This window comes from Halorientalis brevis, from assembly GCF_042678165.1.
Taxonomy (GTDB): domain Archaea; phylum Halobacteriota; class Halobacteria; order Halobacteriales; family Haloarculaceae; genus Halorientalis; species Halorientalis brevis.
In genome coordinates, this window is record NZ_JBHUDJ010000002.1 from 369,324 (window position 1) to 386,512 (window position 17,189).

The following is a 17,189-nucleotide window of genomic DNA, read 5'->3' on the forward strand; positions in this document are numbered from 1 at the left end:
CAGCGCTTATTCGGCGCTGGTGACGGTCACCTTTGCGTCGCCGTCGATGCTGATGCCGGTGAGCTGTCCGGAGAACCGGAACCCGTCGGCGTTGCCGTAGATGAGGCCGTAGGCCCGCGTTCCGTCCGGAGAGACGTGTTGCTGGGTGCCCCACGTCCCGTCGCTGCTCAGTGACTCCGCCGCCTCGATGCGACCGCTGACCGTGACTTCGTAGGTGCCGAAGTCGTCGCCCTCGGTCCCGTCGACGATGAGCGTGTTCGACAGCGTCTGCGTGTCGCCGTCGGAGCCGCCGTCAGACCCGCCGTCGCTGCCGGAGTCGTCGGAGCCGTCGGAGCCGTCGGAGCCGCTGTCCGAGCCGTCGTTCGACCCGTCACCGCTGCTCCCGTCGTCCCTCGACTGCTGGCCGACGATCTCCTCGAAGGTGGTGTCGGTCCCGTCGTAGGTGACGCGTTCGAGGTCGCCGCCGCTGATCTCGTAGTCGACGATGTCGCCGGTGACGTGCCAGGAGTCCAGCGCTTCCGGATCAAAGCTGACGCTTGTCGCCGTTACGGTGCCGTTGTTGCCCGCCTCGATCGTATCGACGTCCTCCGCTTCGCTCCCCCGGCTCACGGACCCATCGACGGTGAACGAGACCGTCATCGGGTCCGGGTTAGCCGCAGCCTGATACTCGAGGGTCTTCGTGGTCGTCGGGTCGTCGGTGCCGCCGGAGTCGCTGCCGTCGTCGGGTGAGGAGATGCCCGACGGATCGGTGACGCCGTACTCGTTCTCGTAGACCTCCATGTTCTCCCAGTCGCTGCTGCCGGCGTCCTGATTGATGACGATCCCCTCGTCGGAGTCGGGACCCTCCGCCGGGTCCTCGTGGGCGAAGAGGTTGTGGTGGACCGTACAGACGTCGTCCGGGACGCCGCGGATCTTGATCGCCTCGATCTCGCTGCCGTGGATCGTCTCGGTGTGCTGGAACCAGTTGTGGTGGATGTCGAAGAAGTCTCCGCCGGGCTCGTGGACGTCGAAGGCGTGGTCCTCCTGCTCCGGTCCGGTGACGTTGTACCGGGCGGTGTAGCCGACGCCGCTGCCGCCGTTCGAGGCGATGCAGTGGCGGTTGAGGCCGAAGGAGTTGTACTCGATGATGATCTGATCGCTCTGGACCTGGATGCCGTATCCCATGCCGTCCCCGGCGTTGTTCTCGATGCGGTTGTGGTGGATGTGGGTGTCGTTGCCGTCTTCGGGCTTGATGCCGGCGATGGGCCACCCTTCGATGACGCAGTTGTCCACCTCGACGTCGTCGTGGTCGACCTGGAACCCGATGCCGAGGTGGTCCCAGATGTCGTCCGTCTCGAAGAACCCTTCCGGGTGCGGGCCGCGGACTCGGAGTCCGGTCACGCGCACGTCGTCACCGCCGGTGGTGAGAAAGCGCCCGACGTGGTCGTCGGAGTAGATCAGTCCACCACTCGCACCGTTCACGCGCCGGTCGGAGGCGAGCGTGACGCCGCCGGGAATCTCGACGTCTTCGCGCCCGCTCAGGTCGATCTCCGCGTCGCCCCGGACGAAGACGATCTCGCCGCTCGATGCGGTCCCGAGCGCGTCGAGCAGTTCGTCGCTGGTCCCGACCGTGTAGTCGGCGTCGGCGGCCGTCACGGTCGCCCCGTAGCCGGCACTGGCGGTCCGAACCGCTTCGACCTCGCTGATGAAGTCCGTCGAAATCTGCTGGGCCGTGACGGTCGTCGACCCGAGCAGCCCCACGGCCGCCGTCGCCCCGACCAGCTTCAGCATCGAACGCCGCCCGAGTAGTCCCCGCTTACTGTCCGAATCCACGTTAGATCGATCACGCTCTGGTTGCTGCCGTTTCACCATAGCGCGAGGAATAGATGCCTTAATTAATTCTCTTCTGTCAGAGTAGATTTATACAACTATCAGATACCAATACTCACACGCTATTTGGATAGGTCTACTTACCAGTCAGCTAAGTTTGGCAAATATTTGATTACGTTCTAGAGATGGAAACAACAAGATTGCTTTACACGTCTGTAGCTTTCACCAGTTCTACGTGTGGACTACGTCCGGTCACGGGCAAAACGGCAACTCTTGCGGACAGCTAGTCGTCAGACGGGAGCCGCGTTGTCTCCAGGTGGGCGGTCTCGACCGGCGAGTTCCGCGTGACGAGCGGTTGGCCGGTGACGGCGATCGTCGTCTCCGAGAGGACGCTGCGGCCGGAATCGACCAGGAGAACGCCGTTCCGGTGACGACCGGTCTGCTGGACCGAACAGCGGTGGAGGACCGTCTCGGGGCGCTCGTCGATGCGGATCGCGCTCTTGCCGCCGGCCGACCCGGTGATGTCGACGTTCTCGAGCACGACGCCGACCGGGCCGTCGACGTCGGGGGCCTTCGCCCGGATCGCGTCCATCTCGTTCCGGTCCATCAGAATCTGCGTGTTCCGGACGGTCGCACGCCCGTTGTCGCCGTGAATCGCGATCGCCCCAGTGCCGATGCCCGCGTTCGGGCCGTACTTGATCGTGCAGTTGTCGACGACCTGCTCTCGCATGCCCCGGAGTCTGATGCCTCGGACGTCGAGCCCGTTCGGGTGGGGCGGCGTCTCGTCGACGACGATGGTCGCGTTCCGCGCGGTCGCCCCCGTCGACCCAAGGCGGATGCTGGCGATGTTGTTGTTTCTGAACAGGCCCCCGTCGACGACGACCAGCCCGTCCTCGGCGTCGAACTCGCCGTTCTGTCCGCCCGGGGGCGACGCGTAGATCGCGTTGTCGGAGAACTGCGACAGGCGGCAGTCGCTGAAAAACACCGTGCCAGCGTGGTGGCGCCCGACGTAGGGACCGGTCGTGTTCACGCCGGGTTGGCGAGTGCCGCTGGCGACGAGTCGCTCGACGAGCGCCACGCCGTCGTCGTCGGTCACGTCGATCCGGAGCAACTGCTGATCGTGGCGATCGAACTCACCGCGCACGGTCAGGTCGCGGACGAGCACGTCGCCCGGCCCGCTGATGACCGTCCCGCCACTGGTTCCGGGCCGACGGAAGTCGTAGGTGAGCCCGTCGAGTACCAGGTTCTCCGCGTCACTGAACGAGAGCCACTCGGACCCACCGGCCGGCGTCGACTCGGCAGGGACCAGCGTCGGCGTGGCGCCGTCGGCCGCCCGCCAGCCGAGGTTCCTCGGACGCTCGATCGTCACGTTCTCGACCGCGTACTGGCCGTCGGGAAACACGAGCAGCGTCTCCTCGGTGTGGTCGGTGAGCAGGTGATCGATCGGCGTCTCGCCGGTCGGGTCGGCCCCCGCTTCGACGGCGTCGAGGCGCGTCTCGAACTCCGGGTCGACCGTCGGTTTCTCGCGCCGGGGGATCTGTTGTGGCGTCCACAGCGGGGACGACGGGTCCTGGTTCCGCGCTGGATCGAGGAGGGAACACCCTCCGACCACGCCGGTGCTCACAACACCGAGACTCGCCAGTACTCGGCGGCGACGGACGCGAGGTCCCCATCTCACGGCGGTGAAACGTCGCCGCGTCCCGTTGTTACCCGTCGCATACGCTCACGGGCCAGCACTAAGCATCTACTACCGATCTTCATGGGGCGGACCCAGATACCGATTCCGAGACGGGTGACTGGGGACTCGCCGGCCGGTCAGTCCAGGCGTGCCTCGATCTCGGCTTCGAGTTGCTGGACGTTCTCCTCGATGTCCTGGACCATCATGGTCTGCTCTTCGTTGGCCGCGGCGACGTCGTCGACGGCACCGGCGACGTTCTGGCTGTCGGCGACGACGTCGTCCACCATGCTGGCGATCTCTTCGGCGCTGGCGGCCTGTTCGTCGGTCGTGGTGGCGATCTCGCGGATGCCCTCGTCGGTGTCCTGGATCGCCTCGACGATCGCCTGCTGATTGTCCGCGAGTTCCCGGAGCTTGGTCACGGACTGGTGGATCTCGTCGTTCGTCGCGTCGACGTTCTCGACGGTCTCGATCGTCAGCTCCCGGATTTCGGTGACGATCTCGTCGATCTCGTCGGCCTGCTGTTTGGACTCCTCGGCGAGGGTTTTGACTTCGTCGGCGACGACGGCGAACCCGTCACCGCTCTGATCGGCGCGGGCGGCCTCGATGGAGGCGTTGAGCGCGAGAATGTTCGTCTGGTCGGCGATGTCGTTGATGACGTGGACGAGTTCGTCGATGTCCTCGATCCGCTCGCGCAGGTGCTGGGCGTCGTCGGCGACGTCGTCGGCCGACGCGGTCACCTCGCTCATGGTGTCGATGGTCTCGGTCGCCGTCTCCGCCGAGTCCTCGGCCAGTTCGCGCGCCTCGTTGCTCTGGCTGCTCACTTCTTCGGCGCTGGAGGCGATCTCCTCGACGGTCGCGCTGAACGTCGAGACTTCCGACTGTACCTCGGTGAGGTTGTCCGTCTGGCTCTGGGCGAGGTCGCTGATCTCCTGTGAGTTCTCCGCGACGTCGGTCGCCGAGTCGCGGAGTTCCTCGACCGCGCTCTCGACGTCGGTCGACATCTGCGACTGGAGTTCCCGGATCGCCTCCCGCTGTTCGATGAGTTCGGTGACGCGGGTCATGATCTCGACGGCGCCGACGATCTCGCCCGACGGCGCGGTGATCGGAACGCCGAGCACGCGCGCGTGGAACGTCTCGCCCGATGCGGTTTCCGCCGACCGGATGTCGTCTTCCCGAACGACCTCGCCCGTGCGTGCGACCGTCTCGGCGAGCGTCTCGCTCTGCCCCTTCGTGTTGAACACGTCGTAGGCCGGCCTGCCGAGCACCTCGGACTCGTCGTATCCGGTGAACGCTTCCGCCCCGTCGTTCCAGTGCGTGATGGTGCCGTCGTCGTCGACGACGAACGCGGGTTCGGGAAGCTGTTCGATGAGCGTCTCGAATGTGTGCCGCCAGAACGCGCCTGCGTCAGTTTCCCCGTCCGGTGCGAGCGTGCCTGCTCCCGACTGAGCTGCCATCACTAGTGTCGACACAAAAACACCTGTTATCTGTGGTGCTGTAATTGGACACGCTTTATATAACCGTGCAGCGGCTGTGTTGCAAGATCGTTCGTTTCTCTCCGCTGGTTACACGGATTCCCCTCTCACGCGCCGACACTATCTCACAACGTTGTAGAATGAGGCCTCTTTCAGTAACTGTAACCGTTCACGCGCACCTGTCCGGCGTCACCGGGCCTGCTCTTCGACTTCCGCTCGGAGTGTCTCGATGTCCTCGGTCGTCGCCGTCTGTTCCTCGGTGGCGGCAGTTACTCGTCGTCGGCCTCGCGGGAGATCAGCCCCCAGTTCGAGACGACGAACGGGGTGAGGTAGTTGAGCGCGACTTTGCCCAGCAGCGCGGTCGAGACCTCGCCAGCCACGAGGAGGTGTCCCTGGTTGTACAGCGTGAGCCAGGTCCCGACGAGGGCCGTGATCGCGAGCGTTCGGACGAGATGCTGCGGGTGGAGACAGACGTCGACGTACTGCCGCACGGTCGCTGCCATTCGGTTCGTGGTTTTTTCTCGCGAGTAAATACGATTCGACTCGACGTTCCGGGCTACCCGTCCAGTCGCGTCAACTCGACGCAGCCGTCCGCGTTGGCCGTCACCCTGTAGCCACAGTAGCGAAAGGAGACGTCGCCGTCCATGCGGACCGAGTCCGGCGTCGGCTGAAACAGTGCGTCGAGCGCGTCCGGATCGACGACCGCGTGAAGCGGCGTCAGTTCCGTCGGCGAGACGCCTTCCCGCTTCGCGATGTCTGTAATTACTTTCTCAGAGAGCGTCGCATGTTCACACACGTTGGAGCCCCTCCCAACTTCCTCCATTGTATTGGAGAGCCAACAGCTAGCTGTTTAGCTGTTTTGGTATGTTCTGCAATTTTCCATTTTCATGGAAGATAATTCGAAAACCTCGACGGTGTACGTCGATGCACACACCTCTCCTTCACATCCCAACAATTGTCAATTGCGCATCCTGGGTGCGTGTTCTGCCCTCCCAGTTATGCTGAGTTGGCCATGCGGAGTCCAGTGTCGAGCGAACCGAGTGCGGGACGACCTCGTCTCTCGCGTCGGCGAGACGTAATATCTACGCGCTTCTCGGTCTCGTCGAGAAATCGGAGTGCGGGATGACATGAGCCCCGCAATCACGGGATACGGCGCAGTCGGGCTGAAGGAGCTGGATCCGTCCCGCGACGATGACGACTTCCAGGGGACGGAAAGAAAGCGCATCGAGCGTTCTCAATGTGTGAAAATATATACAGTACGTCGATCTCCACAGGTTCCGGATGGGACTATTTTTCACCTCACTATGAATGCAGCTCTGTCTGGAGCGGTGCACCGTGTGGGGTCGACACCCACCGACAACTGCCGGACTCGCTTCTCGTCGGCGCGGGAACTGACGTTCGCCACGAGTCGACTGTCTGGGCAGTGCGGCGAGCTCGTCCGGGGGGCCAGTCGGAAACCAGTGGAGTAATGTCAGCGATGTTGCTAATGCCACCTATGTTACGCGAGCTGATTACCCTCCTCAACGGTGGACAGCCACCGCGCCCTGATGAGATTCCCGACCTCTCCGGCAGAGCCCTGGCGGTCGCCGCCGTCCTCGGACTGGTCCTGTTGCTGGTCGGCGTCGTCCTCTTTCTCCCGGTCGTCCAGTCGCTCGGCTACCTGGCGGTCGTCGCGACGCCGTCGCTGGTGTGGTGGACCGGAATCGGGCTGCTCGTGCTGGTGGTCGGCGTCGCCGTCGGCGGGGCCAGAGCGACGACGGCGGGCGTCACGCTCGGCCTCGGGATCGTCGTCGTGATGGGACTGTTCGTCGGGCCAGTGGTCGGCGGCATCTACGCCCACGAGCACACGGCCGACGCGATGCAGGCGAACGTCCAGACGGTCGATACCCTCCCCAACAGCTCGAAAGCACACACGCGCGTGCTGCCGCGGCAAGTCGGTGACAAGTACGCCCAGTCGTCGATGCAGTTCCCGCAGTATCGGACGACCGAATCCGACATCACGTACACCAACGACACGTACACGTGGTCGTACGGACTGGCTCCCGACAATCCGATGGTCGCGTGGCTGGGGACCCAGCACGGGGCCGTCTACGTGGACATGGAACAGTCCGAAAAGCGCGTCAGCGTCCGCGAAACCGAGTTCACACACGGGGTCGGGCAGGTGTTCACCGACTCGTTCGGGTACCGCACCAACCTCGATCGGCTGGACGTGAACCACCAGCCCGACACCCGGTTCGTGTTCGAACAGGACGGCGAGGCCTACCTCGCCCAGTCGTACGTCACCCACGAGTGGCAGTTCAAGCTCTTCCCGCTCCCGCAGCTGTACGCCGTCCCGCACTTCGGCGGCGTGCAGGTCGTGGACCAGGACGGGTCTATCCGTGACATCCCCGCGAAGAAGGTGGCCAGCGTCGACCTACTGAACGGCCAGAGCGTCTACCCCTACAGCCTCGTTCGCTACAAGGTCAACTCGATGAAGTACAAGCAGGGGGCGCTGAACAAGTGGTTCTGGAAGGAAGGCGTCCTGGAGATGGCCGATCTGCCGGCTGACGGCAACGACTGGCCGGTCACCGTCCCGACCGAGTCCGACGACAGCCCGGAACTGACCCACTACGTCGCGACCGAGCCGACCGGCTCGGGCAGCGGCGTCTACGAAGTCTGGACGTTCGACGGCCAGACGGGCGCGGCGGCGATCAAACGCTACGACGACGCCCAGATCGGCCCGCAGAAGGCCACGAAGTTCATCCGCCAGCACAAGGACGTCGCGCGCCTGAACAACGTCGAGGCGGTCGAGCCGGTTCCGGTCGTCCGCGGTGACACGCTCTACTGGCAGGTGAAGGTCATCCCGGACAGCAGCAACGGGCTCACCTACACCGGCTTCGTGAACGCCAACAGCGGGAAGACGATCCTCGTCTCGAAGACGAACAAAGTGCGCGCGTTCGTCACCGGCAGCGACGTGAACATCACCGACCGGAACGAGACGGACAGCGGCGGCAGCGGCACCTCGGTGCGCCTCGTCGTGACCGACGGCGAGGGGACCGTCGTCCGCCGGTCGAACGTGACGGTGCCCGTCAACGGCTCGGTGAACATCAACGTCTCCAACAGCGGCGAGAAGACGGTCCGACCGAACGGCTGAGCGTCTGAGCCGCGGTCACTGCGGTGATTCCCGGATCGGCCGCCAGAGTCCAGTCCCGTCGGTCCGGGCGCGTCATTCTTCCCCGTGGCCGGCGAATGAGCGCGTATGCAACGGCGGACGAAAGCCGCGCTCGTCGGCGGCGGCGCACTGCTCGCCGGCTGGATCACCTGGGGACTCTACTCGACGCGCTCGGCCGAATCGGTCCCGTACGAGCGGCTGGAGACGCTGGACGGCGTCGAACTGCGGCGCTACCCGGAGACTGTCCTCGTCGAAACGACGGCGCCGGATCAGCGAACGGCGTTCCGACGGCTCTTCCGGTACATCTCGGGGGAAAACGCGGGGAGCGAGTCGATCGCGATGACCGCGCCGGTCGAAACCCAGGGTAGTGAGTCGATCGCGATGACGGGGCCCGTCCAGTCCGGAACGACTGGGAGCGAGGACGTGCAGATGGCGTTCTACCTGCCCGCGGCGTACAGCCCCGACACGGCGCCGGTACCGACAGATCAGACCGTGTCGCTGCGGACCGAGCCGGCGAAGACGATGGCGGTGACGCGGTTCTCCTGGTACGCCCCTGACTGGCGGGTCGAGCGGCAGGAGCGGGACCTGCTGTCGACGCTCGACGCCGCGGGGCTGGACCCCGTCGGCGAGCCCGTGCTGTTGCGGTACAACGACCCGTGGACGCCGCCGTTCATGCGGCGGAACGAAGTCGCAGTCGAGGTCGCTGGGTCTCCCTGATCGGCCGACGCGTCGCCCGGGATCGCTGCCCGAGCGCCCGCCGTGAACCCCCTCGTTTCGTGTCCAGCCAGGATCAGTGTAACCGTCGGAACACGCCCGAGCGGGCGTCTCAGTCCCCCTCGCCAGTCCGTTGTCGGTCGCTCTCTGGGACTCGTTCCGTGGGAAATCACCCCCTATAGACACAATAGATCGACGAACCGGACGGCGCGAGTCGAACGGCTGCTGCCCTCTCGACTCGCGACTCTAGTCCAGAGGTTTATGATTTCCCAGGCCCAAGTTCGCCCGAACGAACACATGCACACTGCCGCTCTCGGAGTCGCGGGCACGCCCCACTCGCAGCCGACGCGAGCGGCAGTCCGCCGGCGAACCGACGGAGACGGCCCGGGTGTGACGACCTCCACTCCACCAGTGCAGTAGCGACCACGAATCACATGTCCGACTCCTCATCGTCCCAGTCCGACGCTGAAAGCGAGACCACCGACGTGGCACGGTCAGAGACGGGTCGAAGCCACGACGGCCCAGACCAGTTGCGGTCGGACGTGCTGGGGTTCGTCGACTACGCGAAACGGGCGACGTACGACCCCGAGGACGGGCCGAACGGGAGCCTCGAAGCGGCCGGGTCGCGACCGGACGCGTTCGGGCGGTGGGTGTCGCGGGGCTGGATCACGGACGCCGGCGTGCTCGAACAGCAGGGCGTGTCGCTGCTCACGACCTGGCAGCGCTCTGATTCGGCGGCAGCGAAACTCGACGACCTCGGCCCCGCGCAGTTCATGCAGTGGGTCCAGCGCGACGGGGCGCTGTCGTCCATGGGCGAGACGACTGCCGACGATGAGTCGGCGACGACGGACGCCGCCGCTGGCACGTACAAGGGGCTGGCAATTCGCACGGACGTGCCCGACGCGTTGACCGTGCCGACCGGTCACGACACCTACTACGAGCGCCCGGTGCGTGCCGGCAAGACCGAACTCGACGTGATGGCACACGCCCTGAAACACGGCAACCACCTCGATCTCAAAGGCGAGACGGGCACCGGGAAGTCAGAGGCGATCCTCCACCTCGCCCAGCAGGTCAACGTCGGCGTCGAGCAGGTGAACTTCTCGGAGGAAGTCCGCATGTCGTATCTGCTGGGCCACTACGAGGTGTACAGCCACGACGGCGCGACCGAGATGCAGTGGGTCGACGGCGTCCTCACCAAGTGCATGCGCTACGGCGGCTGGTTCGTGGCCGACGAACACGACATGATCTCCGGCGACGTCTCCTCGCTGCTGCACTCGGCGACCGAGAAGGGCGAGGCCGTGGTCACGATCCCCGAGAAAGGCGAGACGATCACCGTCCACGACGACTTCCGGTTCATCGGGACGCGCAACGTGAACTACGCCGGCTCGAACCAGCTCAACAAGGCCTACGAGAGCCGCCTGCACAGCCTCAGATTCGAGTACCTCGACCAGCACCAGGAGGTCGAGATCGTCCTGGAGGAAGTCGACCTGTCGTCGACGCGGCGGGTCGACGTTCGGCAGGTCGTCGAGATCGGCCGCGAACTGCGCCAGGCCTATCTCGACGGTGCGCTCCCGAAGCCGATCACCCTCCGCTCGATGATTCGGGCCGCGGAGTTCCTCGAAGACGGCTTCATGCGGCCGAAAGAGGCCGCCAAAACGGCGTACGTCGACCGGTTCCCCGAACAGTCCGGCCACCGGAGCTCCGTCGAGAAGACGATCGAAACGTACGCCGGGTAGTCATGCGACTCCCGTTTCACTCTTCAGGCACTGACGCGGACGACGACGAGGCGGCGCCACCGGTCGACGACGCGCTCCGGCACGGCGATCGCCGCGAGGAGCACCTCGACAGGCTGGCGAAGATCAGCACCAGCACGGCGACGCAGGTCCGCCTCGGCGACCACGCTCGCAACAGCCGACTGCAGGACGGCCACCGCATCGACGTGCCTGCCGACCCGGTCGACCAGCGCGTCTCGGAGCTGCCGGCGCCGGTGTGGACTCTCGTCGAACAGGAGACGCTGACCTTCCACGGCATCGGCCACCTCCGCTGGAGCGATTTCGACGCCTACAGGCGACACAGTGAGCAGTGTCTCGCCGAGGCGCGATCGGCGTCGGATTCGAGCCCCGAGCTCGCGTCCCTGTTTCGCTTCCTGTTCAACGCGGGCGAGGACGCCTGTATCGACGCGTTTCTCGACCGCGAGTTCGACCTCCGGGACGAGCTGATCCTGAGTTACGAGAACCTGGTCGCCCCGCACCGGCAGCGGACCTGTCTCGGCGCGGTCGAGGCGATCGGTTTCGGCCTGCTGGACCACGGCTTCTACGACTCGGGGATCTGGCAATCGGTCGTCGACGGCGACGTCACGGTCGTCGCGTGGGAACCGGACGCCGACGCCGGACGGGTCTCGGCGTTCGTCGGAAGTCACGTGTTCTCCAGACGGGTCTCCGTCGACCAGTTCGACGACCGGATCGAGACCGTGATGACCGAGGCCGTGACTGAACCGGACGGCGCGGAGCGTGCCGCCCTGTTCTTCGAGTTCGCCCGGCACGTCCACGCGGACCTCCCCGACGTCGCGATCCCGGAAACCGGCATCAGGAGCGACTTTTCGGTCGGGATCGGCCAGCAGTCGACGCCCGCTGCTGCGGCCCGGTCGACGACGCAGTCGCCGGGTACTGACGAGCCCCAGGACGGTCGCGGGGAGCGTGCGCAGGCCGGTGGGTCCGACGCTGGCGACGGCGATCCGGACGCGACGGAGTTGCTGTCGGAATTGTGTGACGGGTCAGCCGACGACGACGCCACCGACGACAGCGACGACGCTACGCCCGACCACGACCCGGTCACCTTCGAGTCGTACACGGCGGTCGACACGGACGAGTACGAGGAAACCCTCGCGAACCACGAGCAGGCGAGTCGGGCCGCCCGGGATCGGTCCGGCGGCGACGCTGCCCCGGACGAGAAGCAGGTGACCCACTCGTTCACCGGCCTCGACGGCGGCATCACGATCCCGACCGACTGGTCGCGGACGGGGATCACGATCAACGAGATCAACGAATGCGAGCGGCAGGCGAAGACGATCGCCCGGATTCTCCGCGCCACGCTCCAGCAAGAGCGGACCAGCAGTCGCCGCTACGGGACCGAACGTGGTCGGCTCGAATCGTCACAGCTCCCCTACGCCGTCACTGGCCGGCGGAACGTTCGCTCGGAGATGCGCGACGGCGAGGACAACGAGTACTCGGTCCAGTTCGTCCTCGACAGGTCCGTCTCGATGCGCGGCGCTGCGATCAAACACGCCCAGCGGGCGGTGTACCAGTTGGGCCGCGGCCTCTACTCGGTCGGGGCCGACGTGTCAGTGCTCTCGGTGTACGAGAACGTCCCTCACCTCGAGGTGCCGTTTGGTGCTGATCCGGCGGACCACCGCAACCGCCTGTTTTCGGCGAAAACCCGAGGCGGGACGCCGCTCTCGCACAGTCTCGCCTTCGCGCGAGCGGAACTGCTGGACGGGTCGTTCGACAACCACCTGATCCTCGTCGTCACGGACGGTTATCCGGATCACGAAGCCGCGTATCGGCAGTACGTCTCCTCGCTGTCGGTCCCGGTGTACGGCGTGTACATCGACGAGTCCACGGACCGCCACGGCGACCACGACAGGTACTTCGACTCGGTCCGGTACGCGACGCCGGAGACCATCGACGACCGCTGCCGGGAACTGTGCTACGATTTCGTCACGCACGTCGGCTGACCAGATTCGAGACCCTCGGCGTCTCGTCCGTCCTCGACACGGGCGATGAGCGACGCCTGGCGTCTCACTCGCCGCGCGGCAACTCGACGACGAAAACTGCACCCTCCGGGTCGTCGTCGGACGAAGTTCGGTTGGCTGAGGGACTTTGTCCCTCTCTGTCACCGGTCTGCGGCCGGTTGCCTGCGGAGCGATGCTCTGCTCTGTCCGCCACCCAGATGTCGCCACCGTAACTCTCGATGAGCGTCCGGACGAGGTAGAGGCCCAGTCCCGTGCCACTGCTGTCGAGCCCTTTCTCGCCCTTCCCGAAGATCGCCTCTTTCTGCTCGTCGGGCACCCCAGGCCCGTTATCTGCGATCTCGACGGTGACCGTGTCAGCACCGACCGTCGCCGAGACGGTTACTTCGGGAATCTCCGCGTCGTTGTGCTGGATCGCGTTCTGGAGCAGATTCCGGAACACGGAGTCCAACATGTCGTTCGCCAGCACGGTGACGTCCGGGATGGCGCCATCGACGGACACGAGGGCGCTCGACTGCGCGGAGCGAACCTCGTCGAGTTCGCTGAGCAGCGTCTGTCTGAGACTGACCCGCTGTCGCGTGTGGTCGTCCCGGAGCATCACGTCTGCCATCTCACGGGCCGTCGTGGTCACCTCGATCGCGTTGCGCGTGCTTTCGAGCAGCGTCTCCACGTAGGCTCGCTCCTCGGCAGCCACGCGATCTTCCAGTAGCTCGGCGTACGTGAGCACGAGCTGCAGGTCGTTCCGGATGTCGTGACGGACTACCTGATTGAGCAGTTCCAGGTCGTCGCGCTGGGTTTCCAGCCGTTGCCGGTACTCGACCCGATCGGTGATGTCGACGTTACTCTCGACGATCTGTGCGACGTTGCCGTCGTCGTCGAAAATCGGGGAGGCGTGGACCTCGTAGATGCGCTCGGTCCCGTCCGCATCGTAGTGAGTGTGTTCGACGGCCACTGACTCGCCCGTTCGCTGGACTTCCGAGAGCGGGCACGCCAGGGTCTCCTCGCTTCCCTCGTCACAGGGCTCGTCTCGCTGGTGTGTCACCTCGTAGCAGGTGTCCCCCGCTTGCACCTTCGCGAGCGTGTTCGCGTGTTCGACCGCGTAGTCTTCGACGTCCAGCGCGTAGACGGGAAAGGGAATGCTCTCGAAGATCGCATCGCGGTACTCAGCCATCTCTCGCTGCTCCCGTTCGCGCGCTTTGCGCTCGCTACTGTCGCGAACGGTCGCGACAGCGAACTCGCCATCGGGACCGATCGAGAGGTGCACTTCGACGGGGTAGACCTCGCCTGCCTTCGTCTCGTTTCGCCACTCGAACTTCACTGCTCCTTCTCGCTGTGCCTGGGCCAGTAACTCCTGAGCGGCCTCGTGTTCGTAGCCAGGTGCCTCGACGCTCACCAGATCGACGGTCGCTCCGAGCAGTTCCTCGCGGTCATAGCCGGACAGGTCACAGAAACGGCCGTTGACGTCGCGTATCTCCCCGGTCTCTGCGTCGTGGACCACGACGCCATCGGCGACGTTCTCCAACAGATCTCGAGCGTCGAGGGGCGGCATTCTCGAACTCGATATCTTACAGACGACGGATAAAGCCACTGCAATGACACAGACCGTGTCCGATTCCACTCCCTGTCTCGCTACTCGGATGACGGTGGCGGTGGCAGTGTTATCACAGTCAATACTACGTGTTTCCGTCCGTGACTGTCTGTATGTCTAACTGGAAGCGCACGTCGGTTGGATCTCTGTGTCCGAGAACCATAGAACTACACACATGTATTTTAAACTGATGGAAAGTTCGATTATGGCAGCGATACCAACAGATTATTCGTCTCGATTTGCTTACGTTCTGTCTCGACCGACGAATGCTCGAACCGTTAAGCGTCACACTGGCTGTTTCGATCTGTCTGCGGCTGTGTGGCGTGGCTTTCTCTCTCTATCTCCTCTATCGCGTCCGTGACTTCCGCTTCGGGTTTTTGACGCTGCTGCTTTCGCTCATGGCGACTCGGCAGTTGCTCACGCTGTTCGATCTCGTGCCGCGGTTCGCTGAACTCCCGGGGCTCGTCGTGAGCGTCCTGGGGGTCGTGGTCGTCTACTACCTCTTGCAGTACACCCGTCGCGAGGCAGCGATCAAGGACAGGCTCAGGGAGGCGAACCGGGAACTCCGACGGAACCAGACGTACCTCGAAGCGACCGTGGCGGCGTCCCCGGACGATCTGGTGGTCTTCGACGCCGACGGCCGCTGTCGAGACGTGTTCGCGAGTGGCCCGTCCGAGATGTCTGCGGACCTCGCGGGGGAGCGTGTCGCGGACGTGCGCCCCGACGTGGTGGCTGACGCGATCCGCGACGCGATCGAGACGACGGTCGAGACGGGTGCCACCGAACGGATCGAGTACGCACTGCACGACGGCGACGAACCCCGCTGGTACGAGGGGCGGACCGCCCGCATCAGAACGGTCGGAGCCGACGACCGCGTCCTGTTTATCAGGCGCGACGTGACCGATCGGCGAGAGCGCGAACAGACGCTCAGACGGTTCCGGCAGGCCGTCGAAGCCGCCGGCGCGGCCATCTACATCACCGACCGCGACGAGGAGATCCAGTACGTCAACCCCGCCTTCGAGGAGATCACCGGCTACGCGGAAGCCGAGGCGCTCGGCGAGACGCCGCGGATACTCTCCTCGGGCGAACACGACGCGTCGTACTACGAGGACCTGTGGGCGACGATTCTCGACGGAGAGACCTGGCGGGAAGAGATCGTCAACGAGCGCAAATCCGGCGAGCGGTACTACGCCAATCAGACGATCACGCCGATCGTCGACGCGGACGGCAGCATCGACGAGTTCGTCGCCATCCAGATCGACACCACGGAGCGCAAAAACCGGGAACGTCACCTGCTGGTCCTGGACCGCGTGCTCCGTCACAACCTCCGCAACGACATGAACGTCATTCTGGGCCACGTGGAACAGATCGAAGCGGCGGCCGACACCGACGCCGCAGCCGACGCGTCCGTCGTCCGCGAGACGGTCCGGTCGCTTCTCTCGAAAGCGGACACGGAACGGAAGATCGTCCGCCTCATCGCGGAGAACCAACGCCCGCGGGCGATGGACGTGACGACGGTCCTCGAAGACCAGGTCGCAGCCGCTCGACAGACCTGGCCAGCGGCGACGATCGACGTCGAGGCACCTGCGGAGGCGACGGCCGTCGCCATCGACGAACTCGACGAGGCGATCGCGGAACTGCTCCAGAACGCGATCGAACACTGTGACCGTGCCCCCGTCGTGACGGTCTCCGTCTCTGTCGCGTCCGACTCGGTCACGGTTCGCATCGCGGACAACGGCCCCGGCATTCCCGAGCAGGAACGGCAGATTCTCTCCGGACAGGGCGACATCGATTCGCTGTATCACGGCTCGGGGATCGGTCTCTGGTTCGTCTACTGGGTCGTCCAGCTCTCGAACGGCCGACTCAGCTTCGAGGCCAACGATCCACGCGGGAGCGTCGTCGTGCTCGAGTTCCCTGCAGACAGCGATCGGCGCCGAGACGGTTGACGCTGGTCGCGGAACCGCTGTTCTCCCTCTCTTAACCAACGCCACGCCTGGTCGTTTCACCGTTGGTTAAAAACGTTCCGAGCTGGTGCGTCCTTCGAGGGAATTTAGATGCTACGGCTCTCGTACTGTTGCTTTCCCAGGAATCTCTGCTCAGTCCTCGAACTCCCGGAGCAACTGCTCGGCCGACGCCGTGGTGACATAATAGGTGTGTTTGCGATGGGTCTCGTCTTTGGGTTTGAGCTTTCGCTCGCTCCCCTTGATCGTACTGCCCTCGTAGACGGTGACGAGACCGACGCGCCGGAGCGCCCGGTACAGGTGGCGGACGTACTCGAACTCCATGTCGAGTTCCTCGGCGGTCATCCGCGGGTAGTCGGGGCCGCCGCGTGCCAGTCGCTGTGCGAGCGTCCGGCCGTCCGGCAGATGTCGGAGCACGTTCAGTTGCCCTTCATCGTCGTCCAGGAACCGGAGCAGGTGATCGCCCTCGCGGGACAGCCGGTAATAGGTGTGGTGCTGGCGGACTTCGTCAGCCTTCTTGGCTTTCACGCGGCGCTGCTTGACGGTCCCCGACTCGACCCGTTCGAGCAGCCCCGACTGCACCATCTCCTCGCAGAGGGATTCGACGTGTTTCCGCTCGGCGTCGAGGTGGCCGGCCATCGACCGCGGGTAGTTGCCTTCGACGGTATCGAGGTGATAGAGGAGCAGGTACGCCACTGGGTCGGCGGGCAGCGGTGCGAGTTGGCCGACCACAGCCTGTTTCTGTTCGAGTGCTGCTTCGAGTTCCTTGGCGCGTTCGTAGCGGGACTGGGCGTTGGTCGCCGCGTCCGCGTCGAGATCGAGCTGGACGTCGAGCGAGTCGCCCTGGGGCGTCTCCAGCGTGAGTTCGAGTTCGCCGTCGTCCCAGTGGTCGCCGGCTTCGTGCCGGGCCCGTTCGAGGGCCTCGTCGACCGCCTGGATCCGAGTCATGATGGTATCGGCCTCCCGGCGCAAGCGTTCGATTTCGGCCTCGGACACCATCCTGCGTCGGGCTAGCGGCGGTGGCCGTTTGAACCCATCGCGTCCGCTACCCTCACCCTCTCGCAACGG

The 17,189-nt window shown here is 65.0% G+C and carries 12 protein-coding genes; 5 read left to right on the forward strand and 7 right to left on the reverse strand.

Annotated elements, in window-relative coordinates:
• Positions 1-6: 6 nt before the first annotated feature.
• The 5 genes from ACFR9U_RS05580 to ACFR9U_RS05600 all read right to left on the reverse strand — a co-directional run bounded on the left by ACFR9U_RS05580 (position 7) and on the right by ACFR9U_RS05600 (position 5,755).
• On the reverse strand, positions 7-1,770 hold the full coding sequence (locus ACFR9U_RS05580; RefSeq protein WP_247379711.1) for a right-handed parallel beta-helix repeat-containing protein: 1,764 nt from the start codon (positions 1,768-1,770) through the stop codon (positions 7-9).
• 322 nt (positions 1,771-2,092) lie between these two features.
• On the reverse strand, positions 2,093-3,433 hold the full coding sequence (locus tag ACFR9U_RS05585) for a right-handed parallel beta-helix repeat-containing protein (RefSeq protein WP_247379709.1): 1,341 nt from the start codon (positions 3,431-3,433) through the stop codon (positions 2,093-2,095).
• A 191-nt stretch (positions 3,434-3,624) separates the two neighbouring features.
• Positions 3,625-4,941 (reverse strand): methyl-accepting chemotaxis protein, encoded by a 1,317-nt coding sequence (locus ACFR9U_RS05590; protein WP_247379707.1) that lies wholly within the window; start codon positions 4,939-4,941, stop codon positions 3,625-3,627.
• A 287-nt stretch (positions 4,942-5,228) separates the two neighbouring features.
• Positions 5,229-5,462, reverse strand: a complete 234-nt coding sequence (locus ACFR9U_RS05595; RefSeq protein WP_247379705.1) for a hypothetical protein — start codon at positions 5,460-5,462, stop codon at positions 5,229-5,231.
• 53 nt (positions 5,463-5,515) lie between these two features.
• A complete protein-coding gene (locus ACFR9U_RS05600) occupies positions 5,516-5,755 on the reverse strand; it encodes a HalOD1 output domain-containing protein (RefSeq protein ID WP_247379703.1) in 240 nt (79 codons plus the stop codon).
• Positions 5,756-6,454: 699 nt separating this feature from the next.
• Here ACFR9U_RS05600 and ACFR9U_RS05605 point away from each other — a divergent pair.
• The 4 genes from ACFR9U_RS05605 to ACFR9U_RS05620 all read left to right on the forward strand — a co-directional run bounded on the left by ACFR9U_RS05605 (position 6,455) and on the right by ACFR9U_RS05620 (position 12,557).
• Positions 6,455-8,092, forward strand: coding sequence for a hypothetical protein (locus ACFR9U_RS05605; protein WP_247379700.1), 1,638 nt, complete (start codon positions 6,455-6,457; stop codon positions 8,090-8,092).
• Positions 8,093-8,197: 105 nt separating this feature from the next.
• The gene (locus tag ACFR9U_RS05610) at positions 8,198-8,827 is read left to right on the forward strand and encodes an SOUL family heme-binding protein (protein ID WP_247379698.1); all 630 of its coding nucleotides are present in this window, start codon (positions 8,198-8,200) and stop codon (positions 8,825-8,827) included.
• Between the two features lie 431 nt (positions 8,828-9,258).
• On the forward strand, positions 9,259-10,560 hold the full coding sequence (locus tag ACFR9U_RS05615) for an AAA family ATPase (RefSeq protein ID WP_247379696.1): 1,302 nt from the start codon (positions 9,259-9,261) through the stop codon (positions 10,558-10,560).
• 2 nt (positions 10,561-10,562) lie between these two features.
• Positions 10,563-12,557 carry a vWA domain-containing protein gene (locus ACFR9U_RS05620; protein ID WP_247379694.1) on the forward strand — a complete coding sequence of 665 codons (1,995 nt, stop codon included), beginning with the start codon at positions 10,563-10,565 and terminating at the stop codon, positions 12,555-12,557.
• A 64-nt stretch (positions 12,558-12,621) separates the two neighbouring features.
• On the opposite strand, the gene ACFR9U_RS05625 is transcribed toward ACFR9U_RS05620, so the two are convergent.
• Positions 12,622-14,121 carry a sensor histidine kinase gene (locus ACFR9U_RS05625; protein WP_247379692.1) on the reverse strand — a complete coding sequence of 500 codons (1,500 nt, stop codon included), beginning with the start codon at positions 14,119-14,121 and terminating at the stop codon, positions 12,622-12,624.
• 362 nt (positions 14,122-14,483) lie between these two features.
• Here ACFR9U_RS05625 and ACFR9U_RS05630 point away from each other — a divergent pair, with 362 nt between their 5' ends.
• Complete coding sequence (locus ACFR9U_RS05630) at positions 14,484-16,106, forward strand: PAS domain S-box protein (protein WP_247379690.1); 1,623 nt, start codon at positions 14,484-14,486, stop codon at positions 16,104-16,106.
• A 150-nt stretch (positions 16,107-16,256) separates the two neighbouring features.
• Here the strand turns inward: ACFR9U_RS05630 and ACFR9U_RS05635 are convergent, their stop codons facing one another.
• Positions 16,257-17,120, reverse strand: a complete 864-nt coding sequence (locus ACFR9U_RS05635; RefSeq protein WP_379813939.1) for a DUF2250 domain-containing protein — start codon at positions 17,118-17,120, stop codon at positions 16,257-16,259.
• Positions 17,121-17,189 lie beyond the last annotated feature (69 nt).